Source organism: Pedobacter ginsenosidimutans, assembly GCF_001442625.1.
Lineage (GTDB): Bacteria > Bacteroidota > Bacteroidia > Sphingobacteriales > Sphingobacteriaceae > Pedobacter > Pedobacter ginsenosidimutans.
In genome coordinates, this window is record NZ_LMZQ01000059.1 from 1 (window position 1) to 21122 (window position 21122).

At 42.6% G+C, this 21122-nt stretch carries 13 protein-coding genes and 4 tRNA genes; 6 read left to right on the forward strand and 11 right to left on the reverse strand.

Annotation, left to right across the window (positions count from 1 at the left end; genetic code table 11):
* On the reverse strand, positions 1-1511 hold a 1511-nt coding region (gene murF / locus ASU31_RS26100; protein WP_157258319.1), incomplete at its 3' end, for a UDP-N-acetylmuramoyl-tripeptide--D-alanyl-D-alanine ligase.
* Between the two features lie 61 nt (positions 1512-1572).
* On the opposite strand from murF, the gene ASU31_RS26105 reads away from it, so the two are divergent.
* The 3 genes from ASU31_RS26105 to ASU31_RS26115 all read left to right on the forward strand — a co-directional run bounded on the left by ASU31_RS26105 (position 1573) and on the right by ASU31_RS26115 (position 2384).
* Complete coding sequence (locus ASU31_RS26105) at positions 1573-2061, forward strand: regulatory protein RecX (RefSeq protein ID WP_057935179.1); 489 nt, start codon at positions 1573-1575, stop codon at positions 2059-2061.
* 94 nt (positions 2062-2155) lie between these two features.
* Positions 2156-2231: transfer RNA gene (locus tag ASU31_RS26110), tRNA-Gly, on the forward strand.
* A 69-nt stretch (positions 2232-2300) separates the two neighbouring features.
* Positions 2301-2384, forward strand: a tRNA-Leu gene (locus ASU31_RS26115).
* A gap of 87 nt (positions 2385-2471) precedes the next feature.
* Here ASU31_RS26115 and ASU31_RS27330 read toward each other — a convergent pair.
* The 5 genes from ASU31_RS27330 to ASU31_RS26140 form a co-directional block, all read right to left on the reverse strand.
* Positions 2472-2657: a transposase gene (locus tag ASU31_RS27330; RefSeq protein ID WP_157258323.1), complete on the reverse strand. Its 186-nt coding sequence runs from the start codon at positions 2655-2657 to the stop codon at positions 2472-2474.
* 43 nt (positions 2658-2700) lie between these two features.
* Positions 2701-5115 carry a glycoside hydrolase family 2 TIM barrel-domain containing protein gene (locus tag ASU31_RS26125; RefSeq protein ID WP_057935181.1) on the reverse strand — a complete coding sequence of 805 codons (2415 nt, stop codon included), beginning with the start codon at positions 5113-5115 and terminating at the stop codon, positions 2701-2703.
* 190 nt (positions 5116-5305) lie between these two features.
* Positions 5306-6418: a TlpA disulfide reductase family protein gene (locus ASU31_RS26130; protein WP_057935182.1), complete on the reverse strand. Its 1113-nt coding sequence runs from the start codon at positions 6416-6418 to the stop codon at positions 5306-5308.
* A 299-nt stretch (positions 6419-6717) separates the two neighbouring features.
* Entirely contained in the window at positions 6718-8355 is a 1638-nt protein-coding gene (locus ASU31_RS26135) for a RagB/SusD family nutrient uptake outer membrane protein (RefSeq protein ID WP_057935190.1), read from the reverse strand.
* Positions 8356-8374: 19 nt separating this feature from the next.
* Positions 8375-11338 carry a SusC/RagA family TonB-linked outer membrane protein gene (locus tag ASU31_RS26140; RefSeq protein WP_057935183.1) on the reverse strand — a complete coding sequence of 988 codons (2964 nt, stop codon included), beginning with the start codon at positions 11336-11338 and terminating at the stop codon, positions 8375-8377.
* Positions 11339-11878: 540 nt separating this feature from the next.
* Here ASU31_RS26140 and ASU31_RS26145 point away from each other — a divergent pair.
* From ASU31_RS26145 to ASU31_RS26155, 3 genes are all read left to right on the forward strand, one after another.
* On the forward strand, positions 11879-13003 hold the full coding sequence (locus ASU31_RS26145) for a pectate lyase family protein (RefSeq protein ID WP_057935184.1): 1125 nt from the start codon (positions 11879-11881) through the stop codon (positions 13001-13003).
* 454 nt (positions 13004-13457) lie between these two features.
* Positions 13458-13530 (forward strand) — tRNA-Gly (locus tag ASU31_RS26150).
* 70 nt (positions 13531-13600) lie between these two features.
* Positions 13601-13684: transfer RNA gene (locus ASU31_RS26155), tRNA-Leu, on the forward strand.
* A gap of 324 nt (positions 13685-14008) precedes the next feature.
* Here the strand turns inward: ASU31_RS26155 and ASU31_RS26160 are convergent.
* The 5 genes from ASU31_RS26160 to ASU31_RS26180 form a co-directional block, all read right to left on the reverse strand.
* On the reverse strand, positions 14009-14395 hold the full coding sequence (locus tag ASU31_RS26160; protein ID WP_057935185.1) for a hypothetical protein: 387 nt from the start codon (positions 14393-14395) through the stop codon (positions 14009-14011).
* Between the two features lie 21 nt (positions 14396-14416).
* Entirely contained in the window at positions 14417-15100 is a 684-nt protein-coding gene (locus tag ASU31_RS26165) for a lipid-binding SYLF domain-containing protein (RefSeq protein ID WP_057935186.1), read from the reverse strand.
* 363 nt (positions 15101-15463) lie between these two features.
* On the reverse strand, positions 15464-17389 hold the full coding sequence (locus ASU31_RS26170; RefSeq protein WP_057935187.1) for a TlpA family protein disulfide reductase: 1926 nt from the start codon (positions 17387-17389) through the stop codon (positions 15464-15466).
* A gap of 11 nt (positions 17390-17400) precedes the next feature.
* The gene (locus tag ASU31_RS26175) at positions 17401-18852 is read right to left on the reverse strand and encodes a RagB/SusD family nutrient uptake outer membrane protein (RefSeq protein WP_057935188.1); all 1452 of its coding nucleotides are present in this window, start codon (positions 18850-18852) and stop codon (positions 17401-17403) included.
* Positions 18853-18869: 17 nt separating this feature from the next.
* The coding region (locus ASU31_RS26180) for a SusC/RagA family TonB-linked outer membrane protein (protein WP_157258321.1) at positions 18870-21122 on the reverse strand (2253 nt) is incomplete at its 5' end.

Genomic DNA, 21122 nt, shown 5'->3' on the forward strand with positions numbered 1-21122 from the left:
AATAAATTGGCAATCTCAAAACTTCCGCTTCCATACGAAAAAGCCTTAACCATGGCCATTATTTTAACACCAGGCTTGATTTTAGAACGGTAAAATTGCAGATTACCAACCATGGCATTCAGATCGATCTCTAAAACCGTATCGTGTATTTTCTGGGTAAGGAGTTTACTGATCCGACCAAATTCAAACCGTCTTGCCCCTTTTACCAATATGGTTTCATGGTTAAACTGTAAACCTGGGAAAGCATCGATAAAGGCATTGGTATCGTCGAAAAACTGCGTCTCAAACTTAAAAAGATCAGCATACTCCGAAATATGAGTCCCAATTCCAATCAGGCGGTTTACCTTCTTCTGTAAAAGCAATTCGGCTATCTCTGTGTATAAATCCAAATCATCTCTCCCTGTTTCAAATAATTCGGAAAGAATAACGGTTTTCTTTGCATGCTGATTCTGTTGATTTAAAAAATCAAGGGCAATGGCCAATGAAGAAATATCGGCACTGTAAGAATCGTCGATAATGGAACATTGGTTAATCCCATTTTTCAGCTCTAAACGCATGCTCACATGACTCAGTTTTTCCAAACGTAAATCGGCCTGCTCTGGTGTATAACCTAAAGCCAATAAGGTTGCCCAGCAGATCATTCCATTTTCTATTGAAGCTTTATCTTTAAAAGGTAAAATACATTCGATTTCCCTATTTTGATAAATGGCCCTCAGGTAGCAGTTGCCTTCGATGGGTTCAACCGCAATAACCTGAAGATCTGCTGCCTGTTTGCTGCTCCAGCTAAACTGTTTTTTACCAGGTAAGTCTTTGGCATTTAATTCAGTTACGTATTCGGGCGAATAAATAAACAGTTCAGCTGCTGCAAAGAGTTTCAGTTTCTCGGTAAGTTTTTCTTTTTTAGAACTGAATCCTTCGGCATGTGCTTCGCCAATATTGGTTAAGATCCCAATTTCAGGGCGGATAATTTCAGCTAAATGCTGCATCTCGTTAACTGCAGAAATACCGGCTTCAAAAATACCCAGGCTATGATCGGCCTCAATCTGCCATACTGAAAGTGGCACGCCAATCTGTGAGTTATAACTTTTCGGGCTTTTAACAATATTAAAATCGGTAGCCAGGAGCTGGTAAAGCCATTCTTTAACAATCGTTTTTCCATTACTACCGGTAATGCCAATTGTTTTTAGATCAAATTGATTCCGGTGTTCGGTAGCTAGCTTTTGAAGTGATGCCAAAGCATCATCTACCAGTAAAAAATTGCAGTCGGGGTATTCGTTAATATATTTCGCTTCGGTAATTACAAAATTCCTGATTTCCTTTGCATAAGCATCTCTAATAAATTCATGTCCATCGCGGTGCGAAGACAGGGCAAAAAACAAAGAATTTTCCGGAACCAAAACCGAACGGCTATCGATCACCAGATATTGAATAATTACCTGTTCATCAACTAATTCGGCATCGGCATTTAAAATTTCGGCTATTTTGGCAATGGTGTATATTGGATTTTGCATGCTATTATATTCAGAAAAATACGGTAATCGCTATTATTTTTACGAATTTCAGTAAATAATTATGAAAAGCGGTAAACAAGAAGCAGTATTATTAGATAAAAAACAAGCGCTGGTAAAAGCCGAGCATTTTTGTGCTTACCAGGAGCGCTCGCAAAAGGAAGTACGGTATAAACTGGTAGAATGGGGCATGCGTGGCGATGAATTGGAAGAAATTATAAGCGAACTGATTTTGAATAATTTTTTAAATGAAGAAAGGTTTGCTAAAAGTTATGCATCGGGCAAATTCAACATTAAACATTGGGGCCGCGCTAAAATTAAACAGGGTTTAAAATTGAAAGGTGTACCGGATAAAATTCTGCAAAAGGCAATTTACAGCATTGATGATGATGATTATTTACAAACGATAGAAAAATTGGCCATTAAAAAAGTGCAGAGTTTAAGCGAAAATGATCCGTTTAAAAGAAAAAATAAGCTAATGAGCTACCTTCAGGCAAAAGGTTTTGAAACTGATTTAATTTTACTTGTACTGAAAGCCAGCAATTTAAATTAAATATTAAATTTTTAACAAGAAATCTCTTGACAGAAATATAAATCTGCCTATATTTGCATCACCAAAACGAAACAACAATATCAGTTTTGTTCATGCGAAAGTAGCTCAGTTGGTAGAGCACGACCTTGCCAAGGTCGGGGTCGCGAGTTCGAATCTCGTCTTTCGCTCCAAAATGCCTTCCTACCAGAAGGCATTTATTTTAAAGTTAACCAAGCCGATGGAGATCGGTAGCGGCTAATGCTCGGGTGGTGGAACTGGTAGACACGCAGGACTTAAAATCCTGTGCTTTCAAAGGCGTGCGGGTTCGATTCCCGCCCCGAGTACACACAAAAAATCGAACAAAAAAAGCCTTTCAGAAATGAAAGGCTTTTTTTGTTGAGGAAAACTTTATAAACCACTGTTACACGGGATCAAGCGGAAAAGTTGGAGGGAGTTAAACTCCAGGTATATATTTTTGATAATCTGAATAAAAAAAACTTAACATCCCTTACACCTCTTGATGTTGATCTAAAGGCTTTGATCCTGGCATTGAAAGATTCTGCAGAAGCATTTGTAGCCGTGTTAATAAATAAGTTAAGGATATACGGGAATGCGATCGAATTCTGGCAACTGTCCTGAAGAAATCAATTCCGCATGCTTCTACCTCATTATTGAGCGGACAACAACCACAGCCTCGGTCAGGCCCGGAGCGCTTGCCTTCAACTTTATCGTTCCGGTGCTTTTGGTGCTTTTGATAACCACCAGCGCCCGCCCTTTCCATGCCCTGCGTGAGTTGGAAATATAGGAATCTGTATCTTTCAGGTTTGCATTGTCGAGTCCAATAATCTTCCCCGGCCCCTCAATATCAAAATTTATCCTGTTTTCAGAATTTGGCTGCAACAAACCGTTTTTATCGGTCAGTTCAACAGTTACAAATACCAGATCCTGTCCATTTGCACTGATTTCACTGCGATCTGCGGTGAGCTTCACCCTGGCCGTATTTGCCGAAGTTTTGAGTATTGCTGTTTCTACTTCTTTATTTCCCTGAACACCAACAGCAAGCAGTTCTCCTGCGGCGTAGGGAACAGTAAAAACAGCCTTAAACTCTTGGGCTATGCCGGTTTCCTTCTCTCCTATCAGTTTTTTATTAAGGTATAAACGAACCATAGGATATTTGGAATAAACCTCAACCTGAATCGGTTTACCCTCATATCCCGGCCAGGTCCAGCTTTCCCAGGTGGGCCATACCGACCACAATGTTTCTTTGATTTCCAAAGGTTCGGGGGCTGGTTCACGGACGGCCATATAGAGTTTTTCGTTATCGTTATACAGCATGCTCCGGTAATGGGAAATGGGTTTCCGCCATCCGGTCAGGTCAATATCGCCGCAGTAAGCGCCATGCCATGGAAAAAAATTATTCTCCCAATGCTCACCAGGTACCTCACCTGAGTAGTACCAGCGTCCTATGCCCGATTCACCAAGGTAATCGAGTGCAGTCCAAACAAAATCTCCGATGATATAGCTATTGTTATTTACAAGTTTCCAATTAGCAAAAGCATCTCTGGGATAGGATTCTGTTTGAACAATGATCCTGGAAGGTACTCTTTCATGATCTGCAGTAGCCCTGTGCAACTGATAATTATAGCCTGCAACATCATGCTGCACCATTAATGAGTCAAATATTTCCCAATCCTTATCCCAGGTAGTCATTGCTGAGGTTACAGGACGGGTAGAATCTATTTCATGAACAGCATTTACCAACATTTTTGCGGTATGTACCGCCTGTGGTTCCTTCCGTTCTATGATTTCATTCCCTATGCTCCACATGATTACCGAAGGATGATTCCTATCCCTTAGTACCATTACATTGATGTCTTTTTTCCACCAATCGTCAAAATACATGGCATAGTCATATTTATTCTTGGCGGTTTTCCAACCATCAAATGCTTCATCGATAACCAGCATCCCTAAACGGTCGCATGCATCCAAAAAGGCTTCAGAAGGGATGTTATGAGCAGTTCTAATGGCATTAAACCCTGCTGCTTTCAGCAGTTCAACCCGTCGTTGCTCGGCTCGGTCAAAGGCAGCGGCGCCTAAACACCCGTTATCATGGTGCACACAGCCGCCATTGAGTTTAAGTGTCTGTCCATTGAGCTGAAAACCATTCTCTGTCGTAAATCTTAATGAACGGATCCCAAAATCTGTCCGGTTGCCATCGATCACCTTTTTATTGGATATAATATTAATTTGAGCCTGGTATAGGTTAGGTTTTTTTGGCGACCATAAAAGTGGTTTTTCTACCTGTATATCCTGAATTACCTCCTTTTCACTATGCGCGTCCAACCTGATCAGGGTTTGCATTGCGCCTGACTTTTTCAGTCCTGGGTCAAGGAGATTGGTCTGAACCGTAACCGTTTTGGGTAATGCAGTTTCGTTCTTAACCCTTGTTTTAATGTGTACAGTGGCTTTTTTTTCAGCAACTTCGGGCGTAGAAATTCCTACTCCCCAATTGGGAATGTGCACTTGCCCCGTTACCACCAGCCACACATGGCGGTAGATACCTGAGCCGCTATACCAACGGCTGTTTTTCTGTTTTGAATTATCTACCCTGACCGCAATTACATTTTGTTTCCCAAAATTAAGGTATGGACTAAGATCATAAGTAAATGCCGAATACCCGTAAGGATAGGTGCCTAGTGATTTTCCATTGATAAAAACTTCCGAATTCATGTAAACTCCCTCAAAGTTTATGGAAATAAGCCTTCCCTTCCAGTCAGACGGCACCACAAATTTCTTTCTATACCAACCTGTTCCCGATGGAAAAAAACCTCCGTCTCCGCCAGTTGGATTTTCCCGATTAATCTTCCCTTCTATGCTCCAATCGTGCGGCAGGTCGAGGGTTCTCCAATTCTGATCATCAAATTCAAAATTGCTTCCTCCCTTAACATCTCCCAGATTAAATTTCCAATCATGATCAAAGAGCTGTTTACGCTGTGCTACCCGTTGTGCAACTGAAGCCAAAGGCGCAACTGCTATAAATAATATTAAAAGGATCAAAGATTTGAAAAAAGACATGGCCTATATACTTGGTATTATCAAATATAAAAAAAACAAACGTTAAAATAACGATTATTATTCAACCACAGTTTAACTATGTCAGTGATGTAGGAAAAAGAAAAATGTGCCCCTTTCGATCTAACTCATCATCAGCACATCTTTTCTTTGCAACATGGAATGTTATTTATCATAAATAGATTGATATTTCTTATTTATTTTTGGCGAGTTGATTCTGAACTTCCTTCAGCACAGCACCATTATAATACCCTGACCATTTGGATACAATTTTTCCTTTCGGATCAATAAGGACAAATGTTGGGTAGCCCGTAATACCATACTTGATGGTCGTTTCTCCATAAAATCCTTTCCCATCCCAAAGACTTAACCATTGCGGCTGGTCTCTATTTACACCCTTTAACCAGGTTTCTTTACCGGCGTCACCCGAAAATGAAACTATAGCCAGCTCCTGAAGGTATGCCTGTGAGATTTTCTTTAATTCGGGAACTGATTCTATACAAGGGCCGCAGTATGTGGATGAAAAATCCAGCAATACATATTTGCCTTTTATTTCCGATAAAGTATGGCGCTTTCCATCCCTATCAAAACCGTCGAAATCAGCATATACATCCCCTACTTCAAGAGCATCGCCAACGGTTAAAAAAGTTTTGATGCGCTTTGCATAAGAGGTGTTTTTGAACGTTGAATTCAGTGCGTTATAAAATTTACTTATGGTGTCCTTTGAAAAATCTCTTTTAAGGTAGAACAAGGCGTCGAGCGCTTCATAACTATTCAGGTTCTGTTTCACAAAATCCATTCTCGTGAGCATATCCAAACTATCCAGCCTGGCAATAACCTTCCATATTGCCTTACCTTTTAATTTCGCACTATCCCCCGTCAAGGCCTGGTATTCCTCTACCAGTTTGCTGCGCTTCTTATACCCTTCTTTAGTCAGGGCGATCATTTTGTTGTGCATGTCCTGAGTTTTTGAACCCGTTATTCTCAGATCAAAAGGAAAATCTTTGATATCCCCTTTTACATTAATCCTTTCATTTCCCATCAACAAGGTGAAGTAATAAAACTTTTGCCCGGCATTTGTAGTAACCCATAGAGATTGGGGTTCTGCCCTGAGTTTTCCTTTAAAACTTAAAAAATCATTCGTGATTACTGCGCTATCAATATTAGTATCAAGGGTGACATCGTTTAAATAAAATTTTGTACCATCCTTAAAACCAGTAATTTGAGCATTTATCACATATTGTTGCGCAAGGGATTTAGCATTAATGAATACCCCTAGAAACAAGAGTAGAAAAGCATTTTTCATATCCCCAAAATAAGGTTTTTATCGGCAAATACAATTTGTAAACAGATAAATTTCTTCAACAGCTGTATCCTGTATAGCTAGATTGCCCGACACCTTTAAGCTATTTGCATTTTTTGATTGTTCATCATTTAGAAAAAAGGAACCAATAAATTAGTTTGGCCAGCAACTCCCTTTCAATCTTTCCACTGAACGAACGATAAGAAAGAAAACAGCAAAAAAAATGCCGCTTGAAAGCGGCATTTTCTCAATATAGATCCAAAACAGGTAAAAGTTTCCAGAACGGCCGTTCTGAAAAAAACTTACTGATAGCCAGGGTTCTGTTTAAATTCGTCTTTATTGGTTACCGCATCTACCTGTGTTCTTGGGATGGGGCGTACCAGATGAAAGTCTTGTATTCCACCCGCAGCATTCGGATTATCTGCCTTTACCCGTTCAATAAGTTTACCGGTCCGTTTGAGGTCGAACCAGCGAAGCTGTTCGCCTGCAAATTCTCTTGCCCGTTCATCAAGGATCAGGTCTAAGGTTACCTGGCTACCGGTAAGCTGCATTTCGGCAACTTTACCTGTCTTAGCTGCCCTGGTACGCACAACATTTAAATAGGTTGCTGCCTGATCGGGGTTTCCCAGATTGAATTCTGCTTCTGCGGCAATAAGATAAAGCTCAGAAAAGCGGATCACATAACTGTCCCGTGCACTCTGTGCCTCATTTGCGCTTGTTCTGGTGGGATCATCAAACTTATTGAGCGATACATAATGTAACTGGTCTTTTACTGTTCCGTTTGCATTATACACCGCATTCCGGTCATATATTTTATAAAGTTTACCCGTTGGTGCGTATACCTTTTTTGTTGCAAATACAGCGGTATCTCCTATAGCCATGCCAGCAGGCCTCGATGTACCGTTTGCAAACCATGCTGTTTTAAATGAACCTTCATACCGCGCATCGTTATCTGAATAAAGATCCAGCAGGAACCTGGTTGGCATATACCTGTTAAATGGCCGTCCGTTGGCGATATCCCTGATCATACCCGGCTGGTCGTCGTATTTCATGGCGAAAAGCATATGACCATTATTGCTCCCCCTACTGTGCCCAAGCGGGTTTAATATCGGATCGGAAAGATCGTTCAAAGAAAGATTTACGGCATAGTTTACCGCATATACCACTTCTTTGTTTTTAAGGTTCGACATTTTCCATAAATCGGCATAATTAGGTAGCAAGGTAAAGCCATAACCCCCGTTAATTACAGCAAGTGCCATGGCCTTTGCTTCAGTATATTTTTTCTGGGTAAGGTACATCCTTGCCAGAAATGCCTGGGCGGCAGGTTTTGTAACCCTTCCATAATCTGTTGTTGTAACTGGAAGCCGTTCGATCGCAAAAAGTAGATCTTCGATAATCTGTTTGTTGAAGGTTTCAACAGGTGTCTTATTCGCTGTGGTAATTACGCCCTGGGTTTCTGCAAGCGAAAAATGTACCCCGCCCCAGGTCTCCACTATATGCCAGTAATAAAATGCTCTTAAAAACCTGAGTTCCGCCTCCCTTACCGGACGTGCCGTAGCGGACAGACCAGCGCCGGAAATCCTGTTGATCCCCGTATTGCACAGGTTTACAGCAGCGTAAAGTTGTTGCCATTCTGTGGTAATGGCGCCGTTTGTTCCCTGAAGGTTGATGTACTGGGTAAGGTCGGTTGCCACATCACCGGCACCGCTCATCCAAAGATCTGTTCCCATTTCTGAAAGGCCAAAACCCTCTTCCTTTCCATACCACCAGCGCTCGTAGGAATAGGCCGCATTTACCAATGTTTCAAACCCTTCTGGGGTGGTGAAAACACTTTCGGCAGTCATTCCCGAAGGGTTATATTCCTTTAACGATTTCTGGCAGGATGCAGTAAATGTGAGTACACTTAACAACAGCAGTCCTTTAAATATATATTGTTTCATCTTGTTTTCCTTTAATTTTCTAAAAAGTTGCATTCAGTCCGAAGGTATACAGTTTGGTCATCGGTGCATTCTCCGATCCGCCCCTTTCAGGGTCATACTCCTTTAAAAATGCCGAGCGGGTATAGGTGAATGGGTTTCTTGCCGTAGCATATAAACGCAGGCTTTTAACAAAACTCTTCTGGATAATTTCTTTTGGAACTGTATAACCCAGGGTGATGTTGCGCAGTCTTACATAAGACCCATCTACATAACCAAGGGATGAGGAATAAAGCGTTGAGGCGAGGGAGATATTTTTATTGGGCCGCGGGTAATCGTTGCTCGGGTTTTCTGGGGTCCAGTAGTTGATAACAGTTGTACTATTGGCAACGCCCTGCGGATCATACCTTCTTAAAAAGTCGGGATAAATGGTCTGTCCAATTCTGGCAAAAACATAAACATTAAGGTCCCATGATTTATAACTAAAGGTATTTTCAAGCCCTCCGCTCCACTTTGGCCTGTTGGTACCAATAATCTTTCTATCATTGGTTGCATCTATTTTCCCATCGTTATTGAGATCGGCCACACGTATATCGCCCGGCTTCTGTCCGTATTTTGCAGCTTCTGTTTCCTCTCCGGTTTGCCAGATCCCGATTTTCTGATAATCGTAAAAGGCCTGTACAGGTGAGCCTACAAACCAGGAGTTGAGCACATCCGATTGTGCCCCGCCGGCAAGTTCCGTTATCTTTTCAACATTTCTGCTAAAGGTGAGGTTGGTAGACCATTTAAAATCCCTGCCCTCCAGGTTTTTCGAAGAAATGAAAATCTCAATTCCCTTGTTCCTTGTTTTGGCAATATTCTGGGTTACTGAAGTTACACCATCAGTTGGAGGCAAACTTCTGTTAAGAAGCAGGTCGTAAGTTTTAGAATCATAATAGTCGAAAGTTGCCGTAATCCTGTTTTTGAACAATCCGATCTCCAGGCCGAAATCACTTGTTTTGGTCTTTTCCCAGGTTAGATCAACATTTCCGATTCTTGGAGAATAGGTATAGGCCGGAACAGATGTTTCATCGTAGCCGAAAGCTATCCTTGAAAGGCTGCTCTGGGTAGAATATGCGCCAATATTATCACTTCCCGCAATACCATAGCTGTATTTTACTTTCAGGTCGCTGATTACCTTGCTATCCTTCAGGAACTGCTCATCACTGATTCTCCAGGCAACAGCAGCCGAAGGAAAGAATGCCCATTGATTGGCCTGTGCAAGTTTAGAAGAGCCATCAGTACGTCCGGTGGCGGTTAACAGATATTTCCCTTTATAGGCATAATTAATCCTGCCGGCATAAGAGATCAGGTTGCTCATGTTATAGGCGGTAGTAACAGCCTGGTTCTGGGTATTGCCCAATGCATAAAAAAGCTGTGATTTGAGCAATTGGTTCTCTCCTGATGCTGCTATATTATCAGATCGGTTAAAAAGCAAACTATTAATCCCTGTAAGGGTAAAAGAATGGTCTTTTATTTCTTTGTTATAGGTTACGAAATTTTCAATATTGATTAAATGGCTGTTCGAAGCCGAATATGTGGCCTTTGGAACCGAACCATTCCTGTCAATAGAATACCGGTCTGCAAATGTGCCTGTTCTGTCGGTATTCAGGTTTACGCCCAGATTCGACCTGATTACAAGCCCTTTTATTGGTTTTAGTTCCATATAAGCAGACAAGAGTGTACGGTTGATGATTGATTTTCCAGAATATACATCTGGCTGCTCATCTGCGAGGGGATTCACAGAAGTTCCTGCAAGCGGATAAACAATAAAATTGCCTTGCGCGTCGAAAGCATCACCCAAAGGCGATATTTTGTTGGCCTGGTTTAACGGATCTCTGCGGTTATCTATCTCGTAATGGGTAAACTGTGCCTGCATCCCCGTTGTGAAATATTTTCCGATAGTCTGGTCGAGGTTTAACCGCGCTGAGTAACGCCCCGATCTGTCGTTTTTGAGAATTCCTTTTTCATTTAAATAATCGAGCGAAAAGTAGGCTTTGGTTTTCTCTGTTCCGGCCCTAACACCGAGCTGATAATCCTGTTGGCTACCATCATGGAGCAGGAGATCCTGATAGTTGGTAAACTGGTTATTCTGAACGGCTGCATACTCGGCCGAATTAAATATTTTGATATCATCCGCCGGGCTGGCCCAGTTTCCTGTTGTACGATAGGCCTGTCGGCGCTGCTCAACAAACTGCTGCCCATCCATCACACCCGGATACCGCGCAACCTGCGAGATCCCATAATAGGAATTAAGTGATACAACAGCCTGTCCGGAAATCCCTTTTTTAGTGGTTACCAGGATTACACCATTGGCACCTCTCGATCCGTATATTGCAGTAGAGGAAGCATCTTTGAGTATTTCCATAGAAGCAATGTCGTTCGCATTTAGATCCTGCAAACTTCCGTACTGCACACCATCAACAATAATAAGCGGACCGTTTCCTGCCGAAATGGAACGGGTACCCCTGATATTAATATTAACGCCCGATGAAGCTGAGCCACTGCTTCTGGTAATATCAACCCCTGGTACTTTTCCCTGAATAGACTCAAGCGGATTTGCCGAAGGCACTTTAGCAATATCATCCCCCTTAACAGATACAACGGCGCCTGTAAGATCGCGTTTTTTTACCGTTCCATACCCAATAACAACAACATCGTTCAGGGTGGTTTCGTCTGGCGACATTTTGATACTAATTTGACGCTGGGTGCCCACAGTTACTTCGCGGTTCGCATAACCCACATAATTAAAAACGAGCACAGCAGCATTGTCTGGTACACTTATGCTAAATTTCCCATTACCGTCTGAACTTGTGCCCTGGGTAGTGCCCTTAAGAAGTATGCTCACCCCAATAAGGGTTTCACCGGTTTTGGCATCTGATACCTGGCCGGTAACGATACGGTTCTGCGCTGTAGCAGTAAAAAAAAGCAGACAGCACATAGCCAACGATAGATACAATTTGATCATAATATTTGGTTAGGTTTTCAAAAGCACATCAAATCCTAAAATTCGATGTACATGTTAATTATTAGTTAGATGCAAACAGCACAAAGACCTGAAATACAGCACTGAACAGCATACCCAACAATCTTACGGAGTTTTAACCAGAGCCAGCAGTAAATTGGATTATTTATTTGTGCAATCGTTTGCGGAGCTTACTAAAGCTGAAATCAGAAAGGCACTTAGGCTGAAAACGATACCTGATAAATTTTAAAACTGCAATAATATCATACAAGCTAGGCTACACAAACAATGGCTCAGCATATATTTTTTTAGGTTGCCATTTAGTGGAAATCAATCTTTTTATGATGGATTGATGGCGAAAATCAATAAATATGGCATTACGCAATCGATCACGGGAACGATTGCACAAATATTTAGACACAAAACTACTGCGTAAAAAGATACATGATGTAACTTAACTAATACAAAGACCGAATATTAACCAAATATGCTTGAAGAAACTTCTGTCCTTTTGTAAAAAATTCTAACCAAAAAAAACCAAAAATGAGAAACAAAAATCTACGCCATTATTTAATGGCTATTAGCATCCCTATGCTGATGTTCAGCTGCGAAAAGTCGGCTCAACCGACTGACGAAACTAATAACTTATCACTTTCAACCGACCAAACCATTCCGAACCTTGCAACAACCGAAGCTATATGTTATGCTAGAGCCTGGGCATCGCAAAACGGTGGCACTACCGGCGGTGGAGAAGTCAGTGCTACGGTGGTTACAAATTATGCATCGTTAAAGTCGGCAATAGAAAATACAGCTATCAAAGTAATCCAGGTCAATGGCACAATAACAGTACCTTCCAGCGGAAGGATTTCCTTTCAGGACCAGACGGGAAAAACACTCTATGGTTCTACTGGTGCAAAAATCGTTTCAGCTGATCAGACCAAGGCGGGCTCAGGGATAATGTATGTAAAAAGATGCAAAAACATTATTATCAGGAACCTGATTTTTGAAGGTCCGGGTGCTTACGATGTTGATGGCTGGGACAATGTTACCTTAGATGCTTCTACCAATGTTTGGGTAGACCACTGTGAATTCAGGGACGGTGTTGACGGAAACTTTGACATCAAGGCTGCTTCTGATTTCATTACAGTCTCTTACTGTAAATTCAACTATCTGAAAGCACCAAGAGCTGGTGGTCCGGGAGGATCAGACGACCACCGCTTTTCTAACCTGATTGGTTCAGGTGATGATGTTACTTCGGACAGAGGGCATTTCCGTATTACTTTTGTACGCTGCTGGTGGGCCCAGGGCTGCGTTGCCAGAATGCCAAGGGTAAGGTTTGGCAAGGTGCATATTGTTAACAACTACTTTAACAGTACGGCAAGTAAAAACTGTATACAGGCCGGTTTCGAATCAAATCTGTTGATCGAGTCAAATGTATTTGAAAATGTTAAGATCCCGATCGATCTGATGAACAATAGCGCCACGGCGGTACAGGAGAAAAACAGTATTTTCACGTCTGTTACCGGAAATAAAGTTGGTAACGGTGTAACGGCTTTCACACCACCTTACAGCCTTACTGTGCTCAATGCTTCAACAGTAAAAGCAAATGTTACAGCTTCCAATGGCGCAGGGGCTACACTTTCGGGTAATACCTGTACATCTTTATAACCCAGACATAATTTAAGTAAAAGGCATGGACTTGACAGTAGCATATACAAACGGTTAATTTAAGTTGATTAATATCCTAAAACCAAGGCTGGATTTTTCCATGCCTTGGTTTTAATTCATCCCTTCTAATGATAACCAGGGCAGAACCACTGGTAAAACCATTTAACGGTATTCGTTATTACACTTAATTAAGGAAAACGATTCTGAGCAGCAGGAAAAGTCAATAATTATCAATAACTATCTCTTAGAACTTGAAAAATCAGCAAAGGAAAAAGGAATGCTTACTGATGATGTGCAAGGAAGCTGCGATCCTTTTCAATAAGACTTTATTTTTATTTCATTGATTTTGAAGCCCTAACAATTTCATTCAAAAAAATAAAATATTTTTTTTGAATTGGAAAGTTTAATTCCTATATTTGCAACCCCAAAGGAATACAACACTATGTATTAATTTGCGAAAGTAGCTCAGTTGGTAGAGCACGACCTTGCCAAGGTCGGGGTCGCGAGTTCGAATCTCGTCTTTCGCTCTAAATGCCTTCCTACTAGAAGGCATTTATTTTAAAGTTAACCTACCGAAGGATTTCGGAACAGGCTAATGCTCGGGTGGTGGAACTGGTAGACACGCAGGACTTAAAATCCTGTGCTTTCAAAGGCGTGCGGGTTCGATTCCCGCCCCGAGTACACTCAAAAAAATCGAACAAAAACCTTTCAGAAATGAAAGGTTTTGTTGTTTCTAGTCATTTTTCTTTATAGGCCAAAAGACTAATGGTTGATAGCGGAACCGATAGACACGTCCCGACCTAAGTCGGGATGCTTTCAAAGGCGTGCGGGTTCGATTCCCGCCCAGGGGACAAAAAAAATCGAACAAAACCTTTCAGAAATGAAAGGTTTTGTTGCTTGTAGTCATTTTTAAGTTGAATTCTTTTGTTTACAGTTTTGTCCTACTTTCTGAGAAAATCGGAAAAATTTATATTGGGGTAATCCCATACGTCCCCCATACAGCAATCATTTCACAGCCCTGATCGCTTTATCAAAAGACAGCACCAGATTCTTCTGATCAATATCTTTTAAGGAAACCTCGTGAACACCACTGCCCAGGCCTGCAGTAAAGTAAACATCAGCCTTAACAGTAGTCCCTCTCTCAATCCCCTCCTCAAACAGGGCGATCCCAAACAAAGTACTATCCACCTTGGATGAAACGGTTATACTTATCGTACCCAGATCATACTTTCCGTTGTTCTTCAAGGTAACAACCCCCTGCTTATAAGTATAGCTCACGCCTTTAAGTGTTTCCAGATAAGTCTTATTCTTACTGGTAATCCCCTGATAGGTTTGCGCATAACCTGAGAACCCAGCGATTGATAGTAGTAAAACTAAAATGATTTTCTTCATGATGTTATAATAATAATTCAGTTATTTCATTTTGGTAAGCGCAGCTTTAAGTTCTCCTATTTCATCATCAGGATCTCCCCCAGAAGCAAAGATATCCGCGACATCCATGTCTTTACCATATACCGCAGCATTTGCGGCCGCATCAATCTCCAACGATGCGCCATTTACAGAAAGCCCTGCAAAAAGCCCCTTACTACGAGAATAGGAATACACCTCGGCATCGAGTTTGTAATCTGTGTTCACTGCAGAACTGCGTCCCAGAGGGCCTGCCGCAATAGAAAGATCACCACCAAGGGTAAAGCTACTTTTTTTGATCGCAGTCAGGCTATTGGCATGGGTAAAAACAAGCACAAGTTCAGTCGACTGTACACCTGCCTGAAGACCAACACTTCCACCGGTAATGGTTACAAAAACAGGATTGCTCCAAGAGCCATCTGCCCTTTTAACCATTGCAATGCCCCTGCCGCGCTTCCCTCCAATAACAAAACCTGCATTGATCAGCTTTGGTACAATAACAATTCCCTGGGTAAGCTCAAGCAGTCTTGAGGGAATGGATTCTTTCATTTTCCCAAAACCCGAAAGCACCTGGGTTGAAGCTTTTATTCTTTTTTGCTCTTTATTCTGTGCAGCGGCCACAGTAGGAAATAGTAATGCTGTGCAGCAGAACACAGCGAGATTCATCTTAATCAAATTAATTATGTTCATATATATTGGAAAAAATAACCGGCATTATTCGAGCAGATCTGCTCTTACTAACGGTCCGGAAATACAATATTATACCTTTTATTTCTTTTCCCGACCAGTCTACAGGTAAATTACCTTTCTGTGAGAATTCACCCGTGGTACCTTAAAAATTTCAGGATATGATGGATTAACAATTTTGCTTTCCCAAAATAAAGCCATTGATCAATATATCATACACGATGAAACCTAAATTTATTATCCCGCAGTATTGATCGTACTTGCAGGCTGCAGCCAAAATTTCAAGAAACGATCAATTTGAAGCTTACCTTAACCAAAAGCGGCCGGCTTGGATATAAAAAAAGCCATTAAATGCCGGCCGAACAACTATTCGGTTTTAATCTGTCTTTTGAGCAGGATGGAAATTTCTACATCCAGTTTTTTTTGGAGGATCTCGCCTTCAAAGCCAATGGTCCTAAACTGCATTTTACCCTGCTGATCGATAACAGCTATTGTAGGGATTACGTTAAAGCCCACTTTTTCACCGATATTTTTGTCATTATTAAAATAAACAGGGAACTGGTACTGGGGATTCTGCTTAACCCATTTCCTGGCGTCTTCAATGGTATTGTTAGAGCCGCTATTAACCACCATGAACATAACGTCCCTGTTGTTTCTGTATTTTTCAAAAACCTTGTGAAAATAGGGCATTTCCTGCATACAGGGAACGCACCAGGTTGCCCAAAAATCAAGGATGACGATTTTTCCCTTCATCATTTCAGCACTAACCGGTTTTCCTTCCAGATCCACCAGACCGGAAAGCTCGGGGCCAGGCCTGTTCATCATCAGCAGCCTGGTTTTAGCAGTCAGCTGATTGATTTCCAAAGCTTCCAGCTCTGCTACCTTCGAGCGGAAATCCTCTTCTGAGCCATTATATTTTAAAAAATTGAGTTTGGCGCTTTTTAGCACAAGGGAATCCGTTGGATTTTTGACCAGTAACCTCCAAAGGATATCAAAGGCTTTACGGTTTTCTCCGAGCTGGACCGATACTTCGGCACTATTGATCAGCCCATCTCTCCCATCTGAAGTCCTTATCGCCTCATCTGCCAGTTTTTTGGCTGAATCAACCTGCTTTAGCTTAAGGAAATTAAGGGCCTTGAGTGAAAGCAGGTCAGACTTTGCCTCTGCTACAGTACGACTTCTTACACTATCGGGAACAAAAGAAGGGATATAACCAAACTCAGGGAAATACCTGATAATACCCACGGGCCACTGCTGTACTATCTTTAGCGATCTGTTGGCATAGCCGATAGCTGCCGATGGTGCAATCTTGCTCGCGGTCAACATAGTGGCGATATCTTTCAGCGTCTGCGGTGTGTAGGGCGTAACCTTGGCATTGAGTTTTGAGGCATGAAGTAATGCCCTAACCGAATCTCTCTGAGCAGCATAATATTCAAAAAGCATTTTATGAATAGTTTCAGATCCTTCTCCATCAGGGTGATTTCCTGTTTTCAGCAACGCTTCAAGCTTTGCTATCCTCACTGCGGCATCAGGCTCTTTTGCGATAATGGAAGCACGGAGGTCTTTTGAAATATCTGCCTGGGGAAAACGTTGCATGATCACGCTGCGCACCGAATCGAGCCTGCTCTTTTCGCCTATCATCAGGTATCCCATGGTAACCAGGTTCACATTGCCTGGCAGGGTCGGGTTTTCCTCCAGCTTTGCGGCAATAATCTTTCTGGCCTGCTCCCGGAACTTCAGCTTTTCTTCCGCACTTTTCGCCATGATCATCCTTGTATTGAGCAACGCCACTTTTGCTTCATAGTTACTGGGATTGTTTTTCAATTCCTCTTCCAGCAGGGCAGCTTTTTGTTTCTGTAAGTCAGGAGATTTAGGTATCTGAGCCGACAGGCTATAGGATTCGTGGAGCAGGCTGCTTTTGACCCTTTTCGCCCCCTCAAACACCTCTAAGGCATAGTGTTGGTCTGGGCCAGGTTTCTGCACCTGATCCCCGCTCTGAAGATAAAAGGTGGCAAAAGTGGCAAACCTTCCCGCAACAAAAGAAGCCGTCCATATTTCACCCTGTTTTACCATCGGCATTTTCCATGGGAGATCATAAAAGGTGGAATAGGTGAAAACGATCGTTACTGATAAGCTTCCAGGCTTGATTTTCGCATCTGCACCTGTTGGGTCATAGCGTATGGTAACCGTATCACCTCTTTTTATTTTCTCGGGTATAACCGAAACGCTTTGTGCCCAGGCCTGCAGGAATGCAAGCACTGAGAACAAAAAACATAAAATTATTTTTCTCATCGTTCTAATTCTTAGTTGTAACCGGGGTTCTGGACCATATTGGGATTTGTGCGCATCGCCTCGATCGGGATCGGGAAAAGCACAGCTGTGGATTTCCAGGAAGACTTGCTTTTCGGCAAAATATCATCCGCCCGGGATTTCGAAGGATCGCCTGAAAGGCTTTTCCACCTTTTCAAATCAAACCAGCGGTGGCCCCATTCCGAGAATAGTTCAGCCCTTCGTTCCTGCTCCACCTGGGCCATGGCTATAGCCGGTGTTGCTGCCACGGCTAAAGGTGCCAGGCCTGCCCGGTCGCGGATCACATTCAGATCATCCTTGGCATCACTTAACCTGTTCAATCCTACCCTGGCTTCCGCCCGGATCAGGTAAGCTTCAGCAAATCTGAGTATCATCGAGTATTCTGTAACCGCAGCACCGGTAGGGCCCAATCTCACCTTATATTTAAAGGGATAGTAATGGGTAACAATTGGTGCCGTTGTAGTAGTGTAATTCCCAACCCAGTTGCTAAAACGCTTATCCCCTGCCTCAAAGCCTGATTCCAGTCCATCGCTTCCTTTTGTCAGCCGATAAAGGGGGGCACCTGTTGGAATGAGTGTATTTCCTTCCCAGGTATTTCTTCCCCCAAGGGTATTAACTACCTGGAGCTGCCAGACAGCCTCTAAAGAATTCTTTAAAAAAGCCTTGGTCATGTGGGCAGCGTTATTGGGATCTGCGTTTTTCAGGAGCGAATATTGTGTAGTGGCCGCAATGACTTCGGTAGATTCAGCCTCTGCCAGCGCATTATCCCCCGTGTAAAGGTAAACCCTGGAAAGCAGTAGTGTGGCAGCGGTTTTATTGGGCCTGGTACGTTCGCCGTTTCCCGGATAGGCCGACACAAGCAAGCTTTTAGCATCTTTTAAGTCCTGGATGATCGCAGCATAAACTTCTGCTTTCGGCGTCTTTGGTTTACTGCTGTTGGCAATCACATCAGTATTGAGGATCAAAGGTACATCGCCAAAGAAATTTACCAGGTAAAAATGACAGAATGCGCGCATAAACTTGGCCTCGCCCAAAAGCTGGTTTTTTACTGCAGGGCTTAAAGTACCGGATGCGCTGACCCCTTCGATAACAGCATTTGATCGGTAAATAAAATTATAGGGTGAAGACCACATAAGTCCTACATAGCCATTACCCGAAGTCAGTGCATTGTTCTTGAACTCATCAAAGTTGGCAAGCACCGAAGCATATACAAATTCGTCTGCGGCCATTGCACAGGTGAAGCTGGTCAGCACGTTTGCAAACTGGTAATTGGAGGCATTCATGTCGGAGTAAATCCCCACCATAGCAGCAGTTGCGGTAGCATCGGTAGTGAAAACGGTCCCTGTGGCGAGTTGGTCCTTTGGATCTTCGATTTCGACATATTTTTTGCACGACAGCGAGAAGCTGAGCACTGCGATGAACAATATATAATTGATAATTTTCATTGGAATTTTATTTAGGGTTAAAATGAAAGCTGTACACCTGCCGTATATACACTTACCGGAGGCATCGAATAGCCCCTGGTCTCGGGATCAAAACCATTATATGATGTAATGGTGAATAGGTTCTGCCCCTGCAGGTACAGCGAAATGTTGTTAAATTTCCAGCTCTTGAGCAGATCTTTGAAGTCATATTTCAAAGAAATATTCTTTAGTCTGATAAAAGAGGCATCTACCCAGTTCGCACTCGACAGGCGATAATTGTTCTGATAGGCAGTATAAATCGGTTTGCCCGCTGTGGCGCTGGCCCCCGGAATAACTGCAGGAACGCCTGGAGTAGTCCATCTGTCAAGGGCACTGAGGTCTTTATTTCTAAGGGCATAACCATTAGAATAACTCAGATAGCCATAGTTCAGCCCCGGTCCTTCCTGTTTTACAAACTGGAAAAAGAAATCAAGACTGAAGTTTTTATAGGTAAAACTGTTCTGCAGGCCGCCATAAAATTTGGGCATTGCATTTCCGATCACCACCAGATCAGCCGGGTCGGTAATCGCCTTATCTCCATTTACATCCCTGAACTCAGGAACACCGGTCTGCGGATTGATCCCAAGAAAATCAAAACCCATGACGATTCCAATAGGTTGCCCGATGAAATATTTAGCGGCATTGGCCGAATTTTTCAGGTCTGGATATTCCAGTAGTTTATTACGGGCAATAGTCAGGTTGAAAGCAGTATTCCATGAAAAATCCTTCTCCCTAATATTCACTGAACTGAGTTCAAACTCCCATCCCGTATTTTCTACCAGCGCTGGAAGATTGGCCTGATAACTGGTAAAACCAGACTGGGAAGAGAGCGTAGTACCAATTAACTGGTTACCGGAGCGGTTACGGTAAAAGTTTGTGGTGAGCAATAATCTTTCGTTAAAAAAGCCCAGATCTAACCCGGCCTCGATTTTTTTGTTGACTTCCCAGCTGTAATCCGGATTAGGAAAACGGCTTGGTGATATCCCCCCTGTACCACCATAGGGGTAAGAGGTAGGTGTCCAGCTGTCTAAAAACTGGTAATCGCCGATCTGATCATTACCGACCGTTCCGAAACTGCCTCTTAACTTACCGAAACTTAAGAAAGGAATATTTTCCTTTATAAAACCCTCATTGCTGAAGATCCATGCAGCACCCAGGGCACCAAAGTTCCCAAAACGATTGTTGGGGCCAAATTTGGATGAACCATCCCGGCGGAAGGTACCATTGATGATATATTTCTCATCCCAGTTATATGTCAGTCTTGCAAAAACCGAAGTATAACGGTATTTGGCATAACTGTAATTCCTTGGGGTAATCAGTGTAGCCGCCTTGATATTGTCTAGCTGCTGATCGCTGATGTATCCGCTTCCGGTGAGTCCTTGCTCTTCTCTTACACTGTGCTGCCAGGTTCCGCCCACAAGGGCTGAGAGATTTCCCTTTCCCAGTTTAAGGTTATAGTTTAACTGGGGCTCTACAATATAGGAGCTTAAACTTCCGTCTCCATAGTTGGCGCTGCTACCGGAATAGGTAGCTGGGTTAAAACCGAGTTTAGGGAGTGTCTGGGTCTGTTTCATATGCATCCTGTTAAAGCCTGCAGCCAGCTTTGCACTAAAGCCTTTTAAAAACTCATAGCTCAAAGTCGTATTCCCGAATATATTTGAGGTATTACTCAAACTGGTACGTTCAAAATAGGCCATTGGATTCTGCTCATTTCCTACCCAGTAATAGTCCCCTTTGGCATCATAGATCGGAAAATTAGGTGCCAGATTAAAAAAGCTGGTCACATCGCTCTGTAGGGTATTGTTTTCATCCAGTGTATATTTCAAAGAACTATTAAATTGGAATTTCTTATCTATTGAGCTATGGTTCAGCGACATATTTAGGGCACCACGTTTATAGCCAAGATCGCCGGGCAAAACTATTTTCTCATCCCTAAAGGTCCCGCTGATCAGATACCTGGTCTGCTCAGTGCCACCGCTCAGCCCCAGTTGAACCTCCGAGAGGTTTGCAGATTCTCCTATTAAAAGGTCCTGCCAGTTCTGATCAAGAGTCTGATCCCATAATAACAGGTCTGGCGCCTGGGTATCGGTCGGGGTCACGCCGTCTTTGGCATAAGCTTCACGCCTAAGGGCGAGATAATCCGCTCCGCCCAGCATTTTAACCCGTTTATTCACTGAGGAGATTCCCGTATATACATTTGCCTTAAATTCTGCCTTTCCGGCCTTTCCTTTTTTGGTGGTAATCAAAATTAC